This window comes from Pedobacter nutrimenti (genome assembly GCF_032678445.1).
In the GTDB taxonomy this organism is placed as follows: Bacteria; Bacteroidota; Bacteroidia; order Sphingobacteriales; family Sphingobacteriaceae; genus Pedobacter; species Pedobacter nutrimenti_A.
The window spans coordinates 29186-48904 of the sequence record NZ_JAVTSQ010000005.1; the positions used below are offsets into that span (position 1 = coordinate 29186).

At 43.2% G+C, this 19719-nt stretch carries 21 protein-coding genes; 10 read left to right on the forward strand and 11 right to left on the reverse strand.

Annotated elements, in window-relative coordinates:
* Positions 1-3: 3 nt before the first annotated feature.
* The 6 genes from R2S08_RS09710 to R2S08_RS09735 all read right to left on the reverse strand — a co-directional run bounded on the left by R2S08_RS09710 (position 4) and on the right by R2S08_RS09735 (position 9435).
* Complete coding sequence (locus tag R2S08_RS09710) at positions 4-5562, reverse strand: Eco57I restriction-modification methylase domain-containing protein (protein WP_316834989.1); 5559 nt, start codon at positions 5560-5562, stop codon at positions 4-6.
* A gap of 36 nt (positions 5563-5598) precedes the next feature.
* The gene (locus tag R2S08_RS09715; RefSeq protein ID WP_316834990.1) at positions 5599-6027 is read right to left on the reverse strand and encodes a hypothetical protein; all 429 of its coding nucleotides are present in this window, start codon (positions 6025-6027) and stop codon (positions 5599-5601) included.
* A gap of 11 nt (positions 6028-6038) precedes the next feature.
* Complete coding sequence (locus tag R2S08_RS09720) at positions 6039-6317, reverse strand: DUF4134 domain-containing protein (RefSeq protein WP_316835322.1); 279 nt, start codon at positions 6315-6317, stop codon at positions 6039-6041.
* A 336-nt stretch (positions 6318-6653) separates the two neighbouring features.
* Positions 6654-7742, reverse strand: a complete 1089-nt coding sequence (locus R2S08_RS09725) for a hypothetical protein (protein WP_316834991.1) — start codon at positions 7740-7742, stop codon at positions 6654-6656.
* A 99-nt stretch (positions 7743-7841) separates the two neighbouring features.
* Positions 7842-8261: a hypothetical protein gene (locus R2S08_RS09730; protein WP_316834992.1), complete on the reverse strand. Its 420-nt coding sequence runs from the start codon at positions 8259-8261 to the stop codon at positions 7842-7844.
* Positions 8262-8598: 337 nt separating this feature from the next.
* Positions 8599-9435 (reverse strand): RteC domain-containing protein, encoded by an 837-nt coding sequence (locus R2S08_RS09735; protein ID WP_316834993.1) that lies wholly within the window; start codon positions 9433-9435, stop codon positions 8599-8601.
* Between the two features lie 68 nt (positions 9436-9503).
* Between R2S08_RS09735 and R2S08_RS09740 the strand changes: the two genes are divergently transcribed.
* A complete protein-coding gene (locus tag R2S08_RS09740) occupies positions 9504-9665 on the forward strand; it encodes a hypothetical protein (protein WP_316834994.1) in 162 nt (53 codons plus the stop codon).
* A gap of 22 nt (positions 9666-9687) precedes the next feature.
* On the opposite strand, the gene R2S08_RS09745 is transcribed toward R2S08_RS09740, so the two are convergent.
* Positions 9688-10311 carry a histidine phosphatase family protein gene (locus R2S08_RS09745; RefSeq protein WP_316834995.1) on the reverse strand — a complete coding sequence of 208 codons (624 nt, stop codon included), beginning with the start codon at positions 10309-10311 and terminating at the stop codon, positions 9688-9690.
* A 54-nt stretch (positions 10312-10365) separates the two neighbouring features.
* Positions 10366-11115 carry a metallophosphoesterase gene (locus tag R2S08_RS09750; RefSeq protein ID WP_316834996.1) on the reverse strand — a complete coding sequence of 250 codons (750 nt, stop codon included), beginning with the start codon at positions 11113-11115 and terminating at the stop codon, positions 10366-10368.
* A 167-nt stretch (positions 11116-11282) separates the two neighbouring features.
* On the opposite strand from R2S08_RS09750, the gene R2S08_RS09755 reads away from it, so the two are divergent.
* Positions 11283-11516 carry a helix-turn-helix transcriptional regulator gene (locus R2S08_RS09755; RefSeq protein WP_316834997.1) on the forward strand — a complete coding sequence of 78 codons (234 nt, stop codon included), beginning with the start codon at positions 11283-11285 and terminating at the stop codon, positions 11514-11516.
* 157 nt (positions 11517-11673) lie between these two features.
* Here the strand turns inward: R2S08_RS09755 and R2S08_RS09760 are convergent, their stop codons facing one another.
* Positions 11674-12234 carry a hypothetical protein gene (locus tag R2S08_RS09760; RefSeq protein ID WP_316834998.1) on the reverse strand — a complete coding sequence of 187 codons (561 nt, stop codon included), beginning with the start codon at positions 12232-12234 and terminating at the stop codon, positions 11674-11676.
* A 168-nt stretch (positions 12235-12402) separates the two neighbouring features.
* Positions 12403-13401, reverse strand: a complete 999-nt coding sequence (locus tag R2S08_RS09765) for a LytTR family DNA-binding domain-containing protein (protein ID WP_316834999.1) — start codon at positions 13399-13401, stop codon at positions 12403-12405.
* Between the two features lie 119 nt (positions 13402-13520).
* Between R2S08_RS09765 and R2S08_RS09770 the strand changes: the two genes are divergently transcribed.
* The 5 genes from R2S08_RS09770 (at position 13521) to R2S08_RS09790 (ending at position 17526) form a co-directional block, all read left to right on the forward strand.
* Entirely contained in the window at positions 13521-13901 is a 381-nt protein-coding gene (locus R2S08_RS09770; protein WP_316835000.1) for a hypothetical protein, read from the forward strand.
* 92 nt (positions 13902-13993) lie between these two features.
* On the forward strand, positions 13994-14587 hold the full coding sequence (locus tag R2S08_RS09775) for an RNA polymerase sigma-70 factor (protein WP_316835001.1): 594 nt from the start codon (positions 13994-13996) through the stop codon (positions 14585-14587).
* Positions 14588-14929: 342 nt separating this feature from the next.
* Complete coding sequence (locus R2S08_RS09780; protein WP_316835002.1) at positions 14930-15751, forward strand: AraC family transcriptional regulator; 822 nt, start codon at positions 14930-14932, stop codon at positions 15749-15751.
* A gap of 89 nt (positions 15752-15840) precedes the next feature.
* Entirely contained in the window at positions 15841-16407 is a 567-nt protein-coding gene (locus R2S08_RS09785) for a sugar O-acetyltransferase (protein ID WP_316835003.1), read from the forward strand.
* 111 nt (positions 16408-16518) lie between these two features.
* On the forward strand, positions 16519-17526 hold the full coding sequence (locus tag R2S08_RS09790; RefSeq protein WP_316835004.1) for an alpha/beta hydrolase: 1008 nt from the start codon (positions 16519-16521) through the stop codon (positions 17524-17526).
* 144 nt (positions 17527-17670) lie between these two features.
* On the opposite strand, the gene R2S08_RS09795 is transcribed toward R2S08_RS09790, so the two are convergent.
* Positions 17671-18066, reverse strand: coding sequence for a helix-turn-helix domain-containing protein (locus R2S08_RS09795; protein WP_316835005.1), 396 nt, complete (start codon positions 18064-18066; stop codon positions 17671-17673).
* Between the two features lie 133 nt (positions 18067-18199).
* Here R2S08_RS09795 and R2S08_RS09800 point away from each other — a divergent pair, with 133 nt between their 5' ends.
* From R2S08_RS09800 to R2S08_RS09810, 3 genes are read left to right on the forward strand one after another with little or no spacing between them, the layout of a single operon-like run.
* Entirely contained in the window at positions 18200-18640 is a 441-nt protein-coding gene (locus R2S08_RS09800) for a nuclear transport factor 2 family protein (RefSeq protein WP_316835006.1), read from the forward strand.
* 8 nt (positions 18641-18648) lie between these two features.
* Positions 18649-18996 (forward strand): hypothetical protein, encoded by a 348-nt coding sequence (locus R2S08_RS09805; RefSeq protein WP_316835007.1) that lies wholly within the window; start codon positions 18649-18651, stop codon positions 18994-18996.
* Between the two features lie 4 nt (positions 18997-19000).
* Entirely contained in the window at positions 19001-19459 is a 459-nt protein-coding gene (locus R2S08_RS09810) for a hypothetical protein (protein WP_316835008.1), read from the forward strand.
* Positions 19460-19719 lie beyond the last annotated feature (260 nt).

A 19719-nucleotide genomic window follows, 5' to 3' on the forward strand; every position in this document is an offset into this window, starting at 1 on the left:
CTTTTACATTTTTATTCTCTTGGTTTTGCGTGTAATTTCATTTCCTGTATCGTTAGTATGAATTGGGCGCAGTGGTATAATATTACCCTGCTCCTCTGTTGTTAAAGCAGGAAGGTTCAACACCAACGCCGATTGCGGAAGCGTTGCATCATCAGCTACTTCAGCAAAAGCAGTAAAGGTTTCCTGGCCCTGCACCTGTTTTTGCTTTTCGATCAGGTTGCTGTTGATCTCCTTCTCCAAAATGGAAAGCGTACTTTTCAGTTCCAGGATCTCGGCCTCTTTCAAAAAAGGTTTTTCAAGGATCTGTTTGACCTGCGGGATCTGTTCTTTGAGTTGGGCTAATTCTTTGCGATGTGTATCTTCCAATTGCCCCACCTGGTCAATGGCATTAAGCAGGTTCCTGGCGGCCAATTTGGGATTGTCCATATTGACGTACCCGTTATTATAGGTATACATGATGCCGTTATGACCTCTTTGCGCAAAAAAAGAATTGGATACGGCTTTTACCCCTTTGTTATCCCAATAGGTGTGTGGTTCCAGGAATAACTCAAAGCCGTAGAGCGTACCGATTGCAATAGACTCGTATCCCTTTTGTTCCGTCGCTTGAAGGTGGATCAGGTAGTTACCAATCTCTTCGGGGGCCTTACCTTCACAACCTGTCAGGTGGATAGGATTGGCTTTTACCCCATCCTTATCATGCCGGAGCTGAAGGTTGTAATGTGTATGATCGCCTGCCAGCTTTGCCACTGTTTCTTCCTTTTTTAGGCATTCCCTTTCCATAGCTTCCAGCCGACTGCGGCCCGCACCGATCTCCCGGAAATGTGCGGTTTTTAAATGCTCGAGCACGGCCAGCTTTTTTTCTACTTTGCTTTTTTCCAGCAGGGTCGTATCACCGGAAAGAATGGCAATGTATTCACTGAAATTCATCCCGCTTTTCTCATCCATAGACCCCTCATCGATATTTCTTACACTGAGTTGACTGTTTTTCATCTGGGAGATAAAGAGCTGTTTGTTTTTAAGCAGGTTGAACTTGTAATTGTCCAGGCTCTGCTCGACAGCGTAGATATAGTTCATCACGTTATTGCCATAGTACATCTTAGCAATATTATTCCCTTGCCTTGCTCCGCGATTTCTTTGTGTGAGGTCCGATGGTCGCCAGGGAATGTCCATATGGTGCATAGCAACCACACGTTCCTGTATGTTAACCCCGGTACCGGCTTTGTCTGTGCTGCCGATCAGTATCCTGATCTGGCCGCTGTTCATTTTCTTAAATAACCGGGAGCGTTTTAACCCTTTCCAGTCGTTGTCGTGGATAAAAGTGATCTCATGGGCAGGAATATTAAAGTCACGCACCAGTTTTTCTTTCAGGGCATCGTATATATTAAACTGTCCGGGCTTTGGTGTGCCGATATCGGAAAAGATGATCTGCGTTCCTTTTTGTTCCATGCTCTTTTCATACCACTCGGCCACCTTCCTGGCGCAAACGTTGACCTTATTGTCCGGATGGTCCCCATAACGGCCCGGATGGATCAGCCGCATATCGGCTGACATCTTTTTGGCATAATTGGTAGCGATCAGCATCCTGGCCTTATCTTCCTCGCGACTGAGTCTGTGCCTGCCGATCAGGCTGGCGTCACCGGTTTTGGCAAAGGCCATCAGCCGCCGGATAAAATCCTGCTGGTCTTCAGTAGGTTTGATGTTGACCAATACTTCTTGGAGTCCCGGCTTGTCAAGGCTGATATGCTCGGCTGTTTTATAGTCCGTAATCTCATTGTAAAACATGGCAAGCTCCGGCACTTTGATGAAGTGGCGAAACCGCTCCTTAGCAATGATCTCATTGGTGACACTGAATTCAAAGTCCGTTGTCTTTTTGGCAAATACGGCGGCCCATCCGTCAAAGTTTTGTATCCCCTGACGTTCCATCTCTTTCGGCCGCAGGTACTTAAAGATCAGGTACAGTTCAGTCAGGCTGTTGCTGATCGGCGTACCGCTCAAAAAAGTGGCACAGAGATCCGAATCAAATTTTTGCTGCAGCGTACGGATCGCAAAAAGCATATTGAGCGCCTTTTGGCTGCCTTCTGTATTGCCCAGCCCCGCGACACGGTTGTGCCGGGTGGTGAAGGTCAGGTTCTTGAACTTGTGCGATTCATCAATAAATAGATGATCTATACCCATTTGCTTGAAATCGATGCCGTCGTCTTTTTTGCCTTCTATCCTGGACTTAATCCCGCGAAGCTTACCGATCAGGTTATTTTTCCTGACTTCCAATCCCTTAAGCATGGCTTTGGAAAGCTCATCCGTACCGGACTTGAGCGTATCCAAATCTCTTTCCACGTCATCGAGTTCATTATTCAAAATCACCTGTTGTACTTCCTGAGATTGCGGGATCTTGATAAACTGGTCATGGGTCAGGATCACGCAGTCCCAGTTATTGCTTTTGATTTCATGAAAGAGACGAAGTCTTTTTTCCGGGGTATAGTCATCCTCATCCGGCGCAAGGATCTTAGCCTTGGGATAAGCCAGACGGTAGGTATCTGCGATCTCTCCTGCATTGGCTTTAAGCGCCAGGATCATCGGCTTCTGCACAATACCCAGCCGCTTCATTTCCTGAGAAGCGATGATCATCGTCAGGGTCTTACCCAAACCTACTTCATGGTCAATAAGAGCACCCCGGTTTTGAATGATACGCCAGGCGGCGTCTTTTTGCGAGGCGTACAGATCAGATATGCCAAGAGCCGCCTTATTCAGGCCTGGAAAAGTTAAATGGCTTCCATCATATTGCCTGAGCCGGTAACAATTGAATGTTTCGTTGTACAAGGTTTCCAGCGCCTTCTTTTCCACCTCCGGTAATTCCCCTAACCAGGAGATAAATGCCGTACGGATGGATTCGATCTTCTGATGGGCAAGCTGGGTAGCATCATTGTCGGGCAGACGGATTTTTTTTCCTTCAAACTCCGACTCATAGGTAAAATACGGAGCCGTATTTTCCAGGGCATGTTCGAGTAAAGTATTACCGTAAACATTTTTACCGCTTAGGGGCCTGATGGCATACTCCTGTTCGATCCTGGCGTTTCGTTTTCCTTTAATCTGTACCCTGAATGAATCCAGGGACGCCAGGTAATTTACCGTTGCCGGTAGTTCAAAAAGTTTCGATGCGAATTGCTCATAATAGTTAATAGGAATCCACCGCTCACCAAGATTAAAATCCAGCAACTCAAACGGGATCTTTTCCGGTTGCACCTTTTCGAGTGCCTCAATACTTCTACGGAATTGTCGATGGTCCGGCTCTTTATCGACGGCGCTTCTGCTGCGCTGCAGTTTATCTACCACATTGCCACTTAAAAAAGCATCTGCCGTTTCCCATCTGACCTGATCCGGGTTCAGATAGATATGGTCTCCCAGTTGCGCTATCGCTTCCTGCTGCGATTTGCCAAGGATACCGGAAATAAAATCAAGATCGACAAAGCCCCTTATGTTCAGGCAGTGCGCCAGCGCCTCGGCCGCATCTTCAGTTTGGAATTGTTCTGCCGGCTGGTTGAGGTTGACACTGAAAATATCAGACTTTACATACTGCTCCTTATCCCTGCGTTCCAGGGATGCCAGTACATTGATGCCAAAGCCTTCATCGGCCATAACCAGCTTCCGGCTCTTATTACTATTGAGCTGCCCGTAAGTAGCGGTCAGCGTATCATAAGCATCATTAAGTGATACCCGTAATATCGAATTGGTTTGCTGCTCATTGGCCTCGTAAGAAAACAATTCCAGGTAGGTATCCCGGACCTGGACATATTGCCGGTAGAAGTCGCCATTTCCCTGATCGGCCAATGGATCAAATAATGGATGCTCCTTTTTGTGATCCTCAAAAGCAATGAGTCCCACCCGGTCCCCCTGAATGACCAAAGTCCCTGTCTTGTAGTAGGGTTTCATTGCCTGGAAAGGCAATAAACCAGCGGCTTTTAGACCGAAGGAGGATTCTAAACTCTGTTCTCCTTCAAATATATAATTGTAAGCATATTCCTTTAATGCAGCGCCAATCCTGCTCTGCTCCTGGCTTAACTGGTAGGCATTCATCCAGAGGGAAGAAGCGGACACTTCACCCAGGTTAGAGATCAGTTTGTAATTATAGAACTTGCCTTTTACCGAACGCGCAGCCAGCAGCAGGATACTTTCATGTTCGGGCTTTTGCGTCGTTTTTATGGTACTTATGATCCGTACGGTATCTTTTTTGATCAAACTGTAATCCAGGTCCGTTAAGTAGGCATGTGCGCGATTGATACTTTCAGCAGGAGCAATATCAAAAAGTCCCAATTGTACGCTTACATCAATTGGTTTTGTTTCCGGTAAAGGCAGGAACGTAAGCTCTTGGGTTCCCGGTGATAGCGGGCTATTGAAAGTAATACCATCAAAAGCGGCCCTATTAAAATCATGTTTTATACGAACTGATAGCTCGGCACTAAGTGGCTCAGCTATACCGTTAAGGTCGCCTTCCTGCCAGATGACCTCCGTTGGTTGGCCGTATTGATTCTTGCCGGGGCGTACTACATTACCAGTTATGAAATCATGTTCCCTGCCTGCAATCAGGCTATTGACCGGATACCGGCCAAACTCGTTTTCTCTTTCCTGCGTTTCCAGGATAAAATACTCATCCCCCTTGATGCTGCTTTTTCCGGTATTCTTTTGTACAATGAGTAAATGGGAAGGGGCCTCTGTATTCCCCGTCTCTTTCATCAGGTTATCTGGAAGAAGGTGAAGGCTAACAAAATCCGCGCGATCAAAAAGATACTGCCTGGCTTCCTTATTAGACGGGTTGTTTAAAAAGGCACTGGTGGTAATATAGGCCATCAGCCCGCCATCGGCCAGTTTGTCCAGTCCTTTGGCAAAAAAGTAGTTGTGTATTTTGCCGGATAGTGCCCTCTGCGGGAATTCAGGATCATAAACAGTAAAATTCCCGAAGGGAATATTACTGACAATAAGATCATAACCACCGTTATCATCTGTTGGCGCTTGTTCCAGGCCACATACATGTACTGCTGTAGGTATTAGCGTATCTGAAGTAAGTGCCTGAAGGACCTTGCCGGTCAGGATATCCTTTTCTACAGCGGTAACCTGCTGTAGTGAAGGAAATACACGATAAGCTTCTGTGATAAATATTCCCGCCCCAGCCGAAGGTTCGTATAAGCGCCTGGGCTGAATACCGTTTTCTACAAGCACTTTATAGAGGGTTTGGGGAACAATTCCGGGCGTGTAAAAAGAAGTCAGCACGCTGTTCTTCAAAGAATTCAGCACGGCAGTATACTCTTTATCGCCAAACGACTTCCGGAGCAGCCCATGCAATTCCTTTATGTCGTCATAGAGCCTGAAGTCCGCATCAGTAGCGCCTAGTGAGGCCCATTCTTCCCGGGAGCCATCACCCAACAACACTGCCTTTATCCCGCCGAAACCACTGTACTGTTCCAGGGATTGCAGTTCTTCCATGCGCAGCGCCGTACCTTTGTCGTAAGCCAATGCGATGCGAAGCGCCGCTATATTATCCCTTAGTTTGTGTAATTGATTGTATGCCATTTCCCGTCTTTTCCTGCTGCACTGTTCTGTAATGGATTAATTGAGGTACTCCTGTATGGCTGCGATCACAGCGTATCTTAAAAACCGGTTGTCTTCATTGTCCTCGTTGAAGGAAAAGTTTTCAAAAACCTCGTTACAGGCTTCAATGAGATTGATACTTTCATAGGTCAGTACCCCAGCCGTTTTGAACTGCTGATAGGATTGCGAAAACTCTGTTTCCAACACTTCCTTTATGTAGTTGAACCTGGAAGGCCGCAAAGGCGCTGTCATCTGGAAAAGTGCCAGCTCCTCTATACTATAGCCCGGTTTCCCTTGTTCCAACAGGTTCATCACAAAAGGCATCACAGCACTGATGCGGTCTTCAAGGTATTCACTGACAGAAAGATCCGCCTGCAGGCGGAGCATGAGTTCCGGGTTATTTTGTATGATATAAGCCAGAAGCTTTTCTTTCAATATGGTCTGCATCGGATATAGGTTTATACTTTGAAAAAAGCCTTGATGATCGTGGCTACAAGTACCAAAAAGATGCAGCTTCCGAACCAGGCACTGGCCACTTTGCTGGTATCTGGGTCTCCGCCATTCCACTTCTGGTATACTTTTATAGCCCCGATAAGACCGACGCAGGCGCCTACGGCATACATTAGGTTTGTCCCGGTGACGAAATAGGTCCGCACCTGCTCATCTGCTTTTTTAATACCGTCATTGCCGTCCTGGGCCTCGGCATAGATCGCAAGCCCGGTAAGGATTAGGACCATAAGCCCTGTCCTGATTTTATTAGGGGAGAATCGTATCATTCCCTTCTTCACATTTCTCATCTTCACATGATTTAATTCTAACTCCTCATCAAAAAAGCCGGGAAACGACAGCCAACCTCACTCACCCTTTAGCTGCGTTCCCGGCCGTTAATAGCTTTCCCGGGCCACCCTGTGCTTCAATTCAGGGGGCGGGGAAAGCAGCCACCGGTTTCTATCCTCAAACCAAAACCAAGCAAAACACCGCCGGTGGCAATTTTCAGCAGGACAACATTCTTTGCCAATCACAACAACCATCCCCTCACAGAATGCTGCCCTGCAATTTCTTTTGGTAAAGGCTTATTCCCTGATATCGCGTTCGACGATCCTGCCGCGATAGTTTACCTTGAAATGAAAGTTGAAATGGTCGAGCCAAATTTCATTAAAGAGTCCGGTAGCGGTCCATTTCATCGTTTTCTCAAAATTATTTTCCGCATACCTGGCAAACATCGGCCAGCCTGGGCTGGTCTGTTCATTGAAAGGGATGAGTGGAAAACCCGGGATAATTACCTTTCCTTTACAGCATGCCTCGATCAGCATCTCATCAGCATAAGTGACCGACTGCCAGCCAGCAAAACGGGTATGCTTCCACATTTTTACCCTCACTCCTGCCGATGCATAGAAAATATAACCTACGCGCCATCTGTGGTAGTTAAGCTTTACCTGGCGGCCATTGTGTTCCGGAAAGACAATGCCGTTATTGCTTGCATAGACATCCTTTCCTTTTTGTCCCCACCAGTTAGGCATGAACCCCGATGGGTACTGACAGATCGGTAGTCCCGTTGGACCGGGGATAGGCTCTTCATCAGGCCACCGAAACATCGGCCCCCAACGAAAGGAGGTCTCGTGTAACACTGCTCCTTGTAAGGAAGAGAAGTCCCCGCCTCTGACAATCACACCCGCATGGCGTGCCGGAATAGCAATGCCGTCTCCTTTTTCTTTCCCTGGCTTAAAGCTGTAAACGGTATCGGCGATCTGAATAAGACCATCTTTGCTGAGCACCGTAGCAAACCAGCTATCAGGACAGTCCAGTATCTTGCCCGTTTTTATCAGTGAATCCACTGTAGGCATTCTCCTGTACTCCGTTGTGTCGGCATCGATCTGTTCATAAAGCTTTCTTAGCGAGGTAAAGCCTCTTTTTGAATACTGGGATTCCCAGCCGGCCAGCTTTTCTCCGTTAGCATACTGTCCATGCAGTACTTTCATTACAGAGGCAAAGGCATCTTTGGAAGGAAAACGCAGCCATCCATTGAGTACCGATACCTCATCGGCTGCTATCTTGGTGCTCAGTGCTGCACTTGCTGAAGGCGGTCCCTGAAAATCAGAGTCCATACTTTCCGCCCGCTTGCAGCTATAGAGCAGCATTACTGCCGCCGCCGCTACGGTCATCGTTTTTACATACATTTTCTTCATGTGATTTTTGGTTTAAATGAATAATTAAGTACTCTTTTTTACAAGCAGGTTCGGATCATCTCCTGCGGCAATAATTTAGCGGGGCAACCGTTTCCAAACCGCCTCAAGCTCACCCTCACTGATGGTTACCCCGCAAATGTCCTCTGACTGTTGTTTGATGAAATTCGTTAAGGCAATCCTGTAGGCGGGCTGACGTAACCCGTCATAGCCTGCAACCCTCTCGCTGATCTGCCGGATCAGATCTTCTTTGTTTGCCTCTTTGCCCGCCTTCTCCAGGATGCCATGCTTTATGTCCTCGACAATTTCTTCCAGCTCATCAAAAGAAGAAACACTTTCCTCTTCGTAGGCAGCCGCTCCAAAGTCATCGGCTCCACGTCCTTTAATGAGTTTTTTAATTTCCCCCCGATAATAGAGGCATCCGATAATGATGTAGTAGATGACTATTGCTATTCCCACCACCAACAGATATGCTTTCCAAGTAATTCCTTCCAACATTGCTTTTTACTTTTTTGGTTTACGCTACGGGACCTTTTATCGTCCCTTTGATTACAGCACCAAAATTGCAGTTACGTGGAAGCCTTTTTTCACAAGTTGATCCAAGTTGGAATGAATTTATTTTGTGTTAAAATCTGCCCTTGTTGAGCGCAAAAAAAGCCCTGCGCTTATGGCAGGGCTTTGTAAAACATCAAACAATCGGCATCCAGGATAAAAAGCCATGGATAGCTTACTCCTATTTCCGCAATATTTATCCCAACTTCCTCCAACTGGGAAAGCTGGTTTATGCAATCTTCTTTTGTACAAAAAATCATTTATTATCTTGAAGCTTGCGGTACTAACGGTCCCCTTCGAGCATATACCGGTTCAGGTACTCTTTCAAATCGTCGAGAAACGGTGTCCGTCCGTTTTTTCGTAGCGACATATCGCTGAAGGAGCGGTAGAAATTACCAACCTTCACATTAAATGCCTTTTCTAAAGTGGAGATCAGCTTTTTAATATCCGCCTTACCGGAATTGACTGCGCCTCTGGCGTGCAGGGCATAGGCCAACTCTACCAGGGCTACTTTACTTTCTGTCCAATTGGTGGTCTCCTTCGCCCGGTCAGTGGAGTCAAGCGGTTGAACGGCATGCAGTTCATAGAGTGCATTCCTGAGATAATCACTGTACCGCTCATATGCCCTGATCTTGGAGCACTTTAAACTATGCACAGTCGAAAACCGGGGATCAATTTCCAGAACATATTCGGGCATAGGATCAGTATCGTTTTTATCTCTGGTATAATATAGATGGTCATTATAGGTTTTATTGGTCTTGTTATAGGTATAAAAGGATTGGTTACGATCGAAGTAGGAACCAATTCCGTTCAAAGCATTCGTAAGATAAGACTCGATAATTGCATCACTTCCGGTTGGTTTTTGACATTCTAAATAGAAAACCTTCAAATGGTAAATGAGGTCTTCCATAAACGCGGGTTTAATTTCTTTGAAGAAATGGATTTCTTCGGCCTCGTCTTTAAAGGAATAATCCTGAAGGAAGAGCTTCAGGTCTTTTAAAGCCGCTTCTGAAACATAGAAGGATTGTTCCGATTTCTGAATGATGTTCTGCGACACCAGGTCAACTTGTAACAGGGCAGCATCGAGCTTTTGTCTTAATTGTCTTGTAAATCTGATCATGGTATTTGTTAGGGTTTAGAATTAGGTTCAGCCTTAAAAAATGACTGAAACAAATCTATCTGGCTATTATGCTTCAAATGAAAGGGATGGCACATTATGATACTGAATCCACCGTATTAGCCAATGAATCCACTGGTACCCAAAATGGGTACACCCGGTCAAATAGTGACCGGGTGTATTTTAATAATGAACGTGCTGATAGAGCGAATGAATGCCCTGGTAAGAATTGATAAGACTACAACCAGCGCAAGACTATGAATGAAGTGTCAGGGACGGAGCAAGTATTTGCCACCCTTCTTTTTTGTACACGCATTTAAAGACACTGGTATTAGGGACTTCAAATCCCAACATTTTATCCCGGAACACGTCCATTTCAAGCGCTTGATCTCCCGTAGCGAGGTATTGCCAGATGGCCCTTATGACCTGTCCATGTACAAACAACACGATAAATTGTTCCTTACGGTTTTGTAGGTCACTTAAACCATTGATCACACGCTGGCTAAAACCATTGAACGATTCTGCCCCCTTTCCATGGATAAAGTCCGGATCACATTTGTCCCAATACTCCGACACCCAGGGGCGGCGTTGCTCTGCGGTAGTGTTTACGCATTGGGCCACTGCTAAGTAATCGTACTCGTGCAAGGGCCATATTTCTACGCGGACCTTGGGAAACTTAACCAGTGACGGCATTGCAGTCTGCTGTGTGCGCAGGTAAGGTGTCATGATAAAAAGGTCGGGGCATTTTTCTAACTGATCCCTTAATGCAAAAGCCTGCTGGTGCCCCCACTGCGTCAGCGGAATGGATGCAGGCTCCATAGTGGCTATCCCTGCATTGGCAATACTCTCACCATGTCTAATAAACCAAATTTCTTTCATGTCTGTCTTTTATAGAAATCTCTTTAATGATATGCTGTTCCTGTATTATCCCTGTCAATCCCTATAGTTTTCAGAATATAATTCAGGTAATGGGTCTGACTGCCAGAAACCTTTGGTATCAACGTCCATAATAGTTAGCTTACCAGAATGTCCGGCGCCTGTATCCAGGTTAATAATGTTGAAAACCTTTTTGGGTTTACCCGTTGTGGAAGTGTGGCCGATATAAATTTCCTTAAACTTTGTTACAATTTTGAATTCCTTCTTCCTTTCGGGAGTGATGCTATAGTCGAGGGCATCAGCCCACAGTGTCCTATCCCAATAATACATACTCTGTGCCTGGCCCTGAAACGCTAATATGCGATTGAATCCTGCATGGACGAAACACCGGTTTTTATCATCGATGTGAAATAGCTTTTGATTCTTAAAAAATTGCTTGTGCGTTTGTGGAATATCCTTTGCTTCCAGGGCTGTTTTATAGCCACTTCCTGTAGCAAAATACTTATCCTTTTTGCCCGCATGGTCCAGATAGGAAATAAGTGTTCCCTTACCGCCATAGGTCCAGAAATAGGGATGAAAATCTGTCTCAATAAATTCCCGCAGCCATTCATCGTGGTTGCCCTTAATGGCTATAAGATGCTTTATCTTTAACAACTCCTCCACACATTCATATACGTCTGAATAACCATCTGCAATGTCTCCCAGTTGGATCAGTACATCATTTTCATAATCGAAGCCCGACCTTTCCAGGCATTGCTCCAATGCTTTGTAAGCACCGTGAAGGTCTCCCATAACCATTATCCTCATAAACAATCTAACTTTTCTCTTTGTTTAGCCGCACGCTCCAGATAATAATATGCTATGGTAAGCACTGCCTTATCTAACTGATTGGCTTTACTAATATAAGGAAAGATTACGAAATGACGTATGTTCATACGTCATTTATTTTCAATAAAAATTTGACATTGGCAGCGATGGACAAAAACAACGAAATACAGATGCGATTTGCTAAGGCATTGCTGAAAGTTATCGAACAAAAGAATTTAAGTCTTCGCAAGTTGGCTCTGGCATCAGAACTGGAATATGCCCATGTGCAGAGAATAACCAAAGGCAAAGTAAATCCAGAGCTTGGTACTATTATAAAATTATGCAAAGGTCTTGGCATCAGTACCGCAGAACTGTTTGCCTGTTTTGACAATACGTTATAAACGTATCTATGCCTGCAAATCGAAGTTTTATAGATAGCTTGCCAGACAAAAGCAAGTAACCACGTCAACAGATAGCAGTATATTACAGATAGAAGAAAAGGCTTATCCTAATGGAAAAGCCTTTTTTGACTGGTTTGTTTGGAATTTTCATTAGCCGTTAACGGATACCCATAAAAAGAATTTCGCCATTCTTATCCATTTGCCACCCAGTATCATAACGGACAAAGTAAGCCTTATGTAATTCCTCCTTATTAAGGTCTCTTTTGATCAGTTTGATAAAGGGAGTAAGATTTTTATACAAAAGGCTATACTGCACCATAGCAACCTTACCATCCTTGCCCATGACAATTCCTTTGATCTCACCGAAGGTCAAATCGGCAAGTTTAACGGGCTGACCTTTATACTTTAGGTCCTGTTCAGAACGGGGTAACAAATACGGCTTGGATTTTTCTGTAAAGGTGATCCAGGGCATACTCAGTTGGCTCATTGTTTGAGATTTCATAATCGTAACCAGCCCTTGTTCTTCCAGACCGAGATCCAGAAATTCTTTCGCAACGGTCATGTCACCACAGGACACATCATAATCAAAGACTCGAGGATACTTCTCCTTTTCAAGGATTAATTTCTTTGCTGTTGCTGCGTCGAGGTTATCGTTACCACATCCGCAGAAAACGATTGTTGCTAAAAAGGATAGCATTAGTACTATAGTTTTCATCATAGGGGTTTAGTTTTTGAATCCCCAAAAGTACCTTAATCGTTATTTCCGGTGCCGTAAAAGCGCCTCAAAATAGATAGAACCACCATATTGCAGCATGAATCCACCAAAAATTGAAATGAATCCGCTAAAAAAACAGAGGAACCCGGCTAAAAATCAGGATGATTTTGATTACCGATCCATCCAGGCCTTGAAGGCTTGTACTCTATCCTCGCTAACAGTAACAAATGGAAGCACCCTCATTTTATCTTCCGTGTCCACATGGGCAGGGTTCAGGACCAGTTCCAATGTTTTGCCTTTACCTTGCCGGTAAGAAACACATGAGCTAAAGCTGACGATCATCTTTCGGTTGATCCTGAAGAAGAGCAACGGATCAAGCACTTTCTCTACATCTTTGAGGATTTGAGGTATAATGTAGGCATCATTTACCGATTGATCTACGGTTCTTAGGTAGTAGCATCCATTCGCCCGGTAAAAGCTGGCGATATCTTTGATCTTTACCGGAATACTTCTCATGGTAGTATGAACAATAAAAATCTCCCGGTAAGTTGCCTCGGTAGCCGGCTCTGTTTGTTCCATAGATTCCCGCTCCTGGATTTCAGGCAATAGAGTGGGCTTTTCAGGATATTCAGTTAAACTATCTGGCGTTTGATCCTTACCTGGTGAATAAAGGCCCAGTTTTTCATATTGTACCAGTTCATTTTCGGCAGCTCTCCATTGTTTATAAAAGTAATATGCGATATAATAGAGGTTGATGAATCCCAGTTGCATTAAAATGATGTGGAAGTCATAGCGCAGATAACTTGTTTCCAAAATGTTGACATCGCGCACGAAAAAATAGGCCGCTGCCAAAAGAAAGGCAAATACAGCAGGGATTACGAAGGACCAAAAAGTTTGCATGCCCGTCCGCTGCATTGGGTAATCTCGCCAACTGAATTTTTTATCCAGTCTGATATTAATAGCCCTGATTGCCGAAAAAAGTACCAGTGCGATAATCGTACTACCCACTAATGCATAATAGTATTCGGCCATCAGCATCATCTCAAATGTAGGCATGGTTTCTCCATACACGATCAGAAAATGAGAGGCTACCAAACAGGCTGCGAGCCTGAAGTAAAAATCCTTGTATTCTACCTTTGTTTCTTTACGGGGGAAAACGGTTTGCTCCATAGTGATTACCAGTTCTAATATTCTTTCTAATTTAAAACATATTCATTTACAATTATTTAATATTATACAAAAAATTATATTAGCAGTAAAGTTAATACCTAACCTAACTTAAAACTGTTATGAATGTTCAACCCTTCACCGCCGATAGTGTCACGGCAAAGATTTGGGAGTTGCAAAAGCTCCCGGATCAGGCACTTAAAATGGAAACGCAATTCATGCGCATGGATTTTAGATCATGGATGTTTGCAAACTTTACACTTGATGATGAGCAAAGCCTATACCTTCAGAAAATGGATAGCAGGTTACTGGCTACCCTTTCCGCAGACCTTGCAGATTGTATGGACTTTCGGCTACCGCTCTATATTACTTTCGGTCCAAAGATACCGATAGGTAGCAAATTTGTAAAACCCAATCGCAAGGACCTTGTACGGATGTATGATCCCATAAAAGGTTATGTGGTCGGTGGGCATTTCAGTATTGAAATTGTCTACGAAGTATAATGCAACTAATAATTCTCCCTGGTCTTTTTAAACCCGCCCGATTTTGAGTATATTAGTATCGGCAATGCCCGGCCTGGCCGGGGAGAATTAAAGTGGACAGTTATAAAGCTCTTTCTGACGGTGAACTGGTACATCTGCTACGGCAGGATGATGATCGCGCTTTGTCCGAGCTATACCTGCGCTATTGGGATAAAATGCTTGTGGTCGCCTTTAATCGGCTGGGTGAACCAGAGGAAGCAGAAGAGATTGTTCAGGATATATTTTTTTGGTTATGGCAGAACCGGAAAAAACTTGAAATTAGACACTCTTTTGCCACCTATATTTCCGTGGCTGTTCAATACCGGGTGATAGATAAACTCGATAAATTGTACCGTCTGCATCGCCGGGGAGAAAATGCCGCCCTCTATAGTGATCAGCATAGCCCCTCTCCGGAACAGTATCTATTAGCAAAGGAATTGCGCGATCAATTGGAGGCCGCTGTAATAAACCTTCCGGAAAAATGCCAGATCATTTTCCGCATGAGCCGGGAACAAGGACAAACCTATAAACAAATTGCCACAGAACTGGGTGTTGCTGAAAAAACCGTCGAAGCGCATATGTCAAAAGCATTAAGGGATATTAGAAGTAACCTCACCAGCACTCTTCCCGCATTGATTTTCTATTTGATAGAAAAGGATCACTTCTGATCATGTGATTTACATCTTTTAGTGGGGGATACATCGTTTAATGGCGGGGCTAATACGTTCATTTTGCCTTAAACAAGGTTTTTGCTTTTTCGCCTGATTTGTAACATATCTTATACAATAATGCTTTTTTTAATAGATTTCGGCTCTTGTCAGTATTCCATCAATCAATCTTGAATATAGACCAAATTGGCTGGTGAGGATTGAACAGGGAGAACCGCATAAAAGCTTCAGGTTCATTTAAATTATTGAGCCTGTCAGCAATATTAAATGAGCCATACAATAATACTTTGCTTTGAGCTAATGATTATTTTTGCTATGCATTAATTCTAATTGGCAGGAACTATGGAACAAGCAGATAAATTAAAGACCATAAACTATTCAGGGATATTTCTTTCCTGTTTTTCAGATTATAGTGAGAAATGTATACATGCGACACCCGAACACGTATTGCTATACTTGTATTCCGGTGAACAGGTGATAGAGGACAGAAACAAAAAAATCACGATAAAGGCAGGAGAATGTGCATTTATCCGGAGGAACCACCGGTTAATGATGTATAAAAACAGTAAAGGCAATGAGCTTTATAAAGGTATCTCATTGACCTTCAATCGCAGCCTGTTACGCGAGTTTTACGGTAAATTACACAAATCCGACTTACCTGAAAAAGTAGCAGCGTCGGATAAAAACGTATTCAGGATTGAGCCACGTGCAGATATCACCAGCCTGTTTCAATCACTCGTACCTTATTTTGAGGACAATATAAAGCCTACCGAAGGGGTGGCCCATCTGAAACTGCTGGAAGGCATTTATGCATTGCTGAACAATTCCGACATTTTCTTTCCAATCCTGTTCGATTTTACAGAACCCTGGAAAATAGATTTAATGGAATTTATGAATGATAACTTTATGGACGATCTTAGCATGGAACAGATCGCCGCTTACACCGGACGGAGCCTCGCCACATTCAAACGGGATTTTCAAAAAATCAGTAACCTCAGTCCGCAAAAATGGCTGATTAAAAAACGCCTGGAAGCCGCCTATGTTAAGTTGAAAGAAGAGGGCAAAAAAGTGCAGGAAGTATGTGTAGAAGTGGGATTTAAAAACCCCTCTCATTTTTCTACCGCCTTTAAAAAGCAATACGGATTTCCACCCACCGAAGTATAAAATTGAGCTTATCAGAAAGGTTATTTGAGCCTCGCAGTAATGTCACTGCGAGGCTTTCTTTTTAATTTTGCAGTATAATCAATAAGAGAATGGGAAATGCAGTAAAAGATATATTTGAGCGATTGAGAGACGGTGAAACCGTAGCGCCGGGCGATCCTGAAGCGTATCAATTACGGGCGGCTGCTTATGCCACGAAAACATTACTGGTACAAATGAACAATTCCTTAGTTCCTAAGGAAACACTGGAACTGTTAAGCCGGATAACAGGCACTGATATTGACGAAAGCGTAGCTGTATTTACCCCCTTGTATATCAACTACGGAAAGAACCTCAAAATCGGAAAAAACGTTTTTATCAACTTTGACTGCACTTTCCTCGATTTGGGTGGGATCACCATAGAGGATAACGTGCTAATAGCACCGAAAGTCAGCTTGCTGTCAGAGGGACATCCGGTATCGCCCGCGCAAAGACAATCACTCCTTCCGGGGCATATCCATATTAAAAAGAATGCCTGGGTTGGTGCCGGTGCTACCATACTACCAGGAGTAACCGTGGGCGAAAATGCAATCGTAGCGGCAGGCGCAGTAGTTTCAAAAGACGTACCCGATAATACTATTGTAGGTGGTGTTCCGGCAAAAATTATTAAATCAATTTAAAAAGAAATAACAATGAACAAATTAACAATAATAATGGCAGCAGTCTTAATGATATTAGGGTCTTGCCAGGAATCAAAAAAATCAGAGGAACAAACACAAAAAACAGCAGCAATGAATACAGCAGAAGATAAATATACCTTTGAACTGAGTGATAAGGTAAAACGGGAAAAGGTAACTTTTAAAAACCGTTACGGAATTGAGATAACAGGAGATTTGTATACACCTAAAAACATCGGGAATCAGAAACTTGCTGCGTTGGTGGTAAGTGGTCCGTTTGGTGCAGTCAAAGAACAGTCATCCGGTCTTTATGCAAACGAACTGGCTTCACGAGGCTTTGTGAGCCTGGCTTTTGACCCTTCATTCACAGGCGAAAGTGGCGGGAAAGTTCGTAATGTCGCTTCGCCTGATATTTTTACAGAGGACTTTAGCGCAGCAGTCGATTACATCGGTTTGTTGCCAACAGTTGACCGTAACAGGATAGGCGTAGTAGGAATTTGCGGTTTGGGTGGTATGGCAATTACTGCCGCTTCCAGTGACAGCAGGATTAAAGCAGTAGCAACTGCTTCGATGTATGATATGTCCCGAAGTATCAGCCGTAGCTACAAAGACGGCTATACAAGAGAGCAACGTCAAAAGGTCATTGACTACATAAGTCAGCAACGTTGGGCAGATGCAGAAAAAGGTAGTTATGCCATCGGTTTACACGAAGTACCTTTTGACGAAAATGGTAATCTTATAAAGGGGGAACGTGTACTTCCTGAAACCTTACCTGCAAATTCAAATCCGGTTGTTGCTGCATTCTTTGATTATTACAGAACACCTCGCGGCTTTCATCCAAGGTCTATCAATTCCACAACAGCGTGGACGGCCACAACACCGATGTCATTTTTTAGTTTTCCGATGATGACCAATGTTGATATGATTTCCCCTCGTCCGATTATGCTGATTGCAGGAGAAAACGCACATTCACGTTACTATTCTGAAGATGTTTACAAACAGGCTCGTGAGCCAAAAGAATTGGTAATCGTTCCCGGTGCTAACCATGTGGATTTGTACGATAAAAAAGATAAAATTCCTTTTGGCAAGCTGGAAACATTTTTCAACGAGCATTTAAAATAGCAGCTATGAAACACTCTTTTTGCTTGTTACTTTTTCGATGTGAAGGAAGATAATACATTCAGGGAGCAAAAAGAGCAGTAAAGCAGGAACCACATTCCTGCTTTCTTTTCTTTATGTTGAAACAATTGCAAAACGGCATTTCTTTTAGGGCTTGGAAGATCCCGAAGTCACCATATCATTTTTTATCTTCTCCCTGTGCTGCATGCCCCACTTGGTCATTGCCCCAACAACTTCTTCAAGTGTATGGCTGTATGGCAACAGCTCGTATTCAATGATTACGGGATAACCTACGGATACCTTTTTTACAATAAAACCATTCATTTCCAGCTCTTTTAATTCACTTGATAATACTCTCGCAGAAATCCCTTTAACCTGTCGCTGAAGTTCGGTAAACCTGCTGTTTCCCCTTGCCATAGCTATGATTATCATCAATTTCCACTTACCTCCTATAGCATAAAGAGCATCACTTACCGCAGCTAATACCTTATTACATTCACCTGTAAACTCCTTGTTTACAGCTTGTTTATCACTTGCTTTCATAAATATATCATTTTGGTTAGTCACTAACCTTTAGGTAACAACTAATAAATTGTTATCAAATATACTCTACTTTTGTCGAACAGAAGAAATGTAACCAAGAGATTTTACCATTATTAATTAAAAAACGAAAATCATGACATTAGAAATTTTGAAAAGTAAAGAGGAATTAAGGGATTTGATAGATGCTTATGCAAGTTTAGGTGATGAGAAGAAAATCACAGAAGTAATGGCGTTATTCAGACCAGATGCGAACTATACGGTTTACATGAACGGAGCCGAGGTCGCAAACACGACCGGAACAGATAAGCTGCAACCGGAATTTACAGCACACGCCTCTCTTGTAAAAACCTATTTCACATTGAACGGACAGCATACGGTAAAAATAGACGGCGATACCGCTACGGGTGTTTCATTTACACAAATTAAGATGATAAGGGAAACTGATGGAAAAGACATCCTCACAGATTACAGCGTCAGATATGATGATGAGTATGTGCGCCAGGACGGTAAATGGTTGATAAAAAACCGCGTTGGTCATTTTCTAATTATAGAAGCAAGGGCATTAAATCAATAATCAGAAAAATGGGAACAAAAAAAATCATTACCGTTACGCTTACCTATGTGATAACAGGAATAATCTTTATCAGTGGGCTGATGAAAGTTATCCATCTACCGTGGTCGGTGGCAGGCTTGGAGAATTATAATCCAACCATTTTGGGACTAATGGAGATGGCATTTATAATTTTATTTTTTATCCCTAAAACGATGAGAATAGGCTTTATCCTTCTTTGCTGCTATTTTGCGGGAGCTATGGCAACAGAGTTGGCTAGAAATGCGCCAATGCTTAATCCCGGGATTCCATTGGCCTTGATTTGGATTGTAGCGTTTATGCGGGACAGACATTTATTTTTAGGCACGGGCAATTCCTAATTGTATGCTGTTCGAAAAAATAAAGGAAAAAATATGGGGGCTTTCTGTTTCGGCAGGAAGTTCTCCGTATACCTTTTTATTATTTAAAGTAGATGAAGAATTGAAAGCTTCTACTGGTAGTAACTATTTTGTTGAATACAGACAGGGCATCGCATTTTTCCTTTGGGAAGACTATACACTGGAGGACTATAAGGACTGCATAATATATAGTAAAGAGTATTTACTGATTACTGATCACAATCAAAGGGAACAATTCCTACATCAACAAATAGCAAAAAATGTGGGGCAGAAAGATTTCCTGCAATGGCAACATAACCAAATGTATATCGCTTTGGGTTTTGCTCTAAATGAAATACGTGGAACAACCGCAAGACATAAGGTGATAGAACCTGATAATCTTGACAGTTTTAGGCCGTCTGTTAGTATTGCAAATGGTGTTTTGAAGGAGGTTATCCTATTCTGACAGCATTTATTGATGCAGTATAATAATATCTATTGATCAAATATTGGTCTATTATAGCCAACCGTCTAGGTAAACAGGCTACTTTCTTCCTTTTCAAAAAAACTGAAACGAAATTCCAAACTCCATTCAAGTATAATATTTAATACTTTTTGAAAAGAATATTCGATTTTTCGTGAACTCACAAAGGTTCCTAGGTGCAAGTTAAAATTATATTGCCCTAAGTTATTCCTTGGGAGTCATATTAGGCCACAGATCACAAT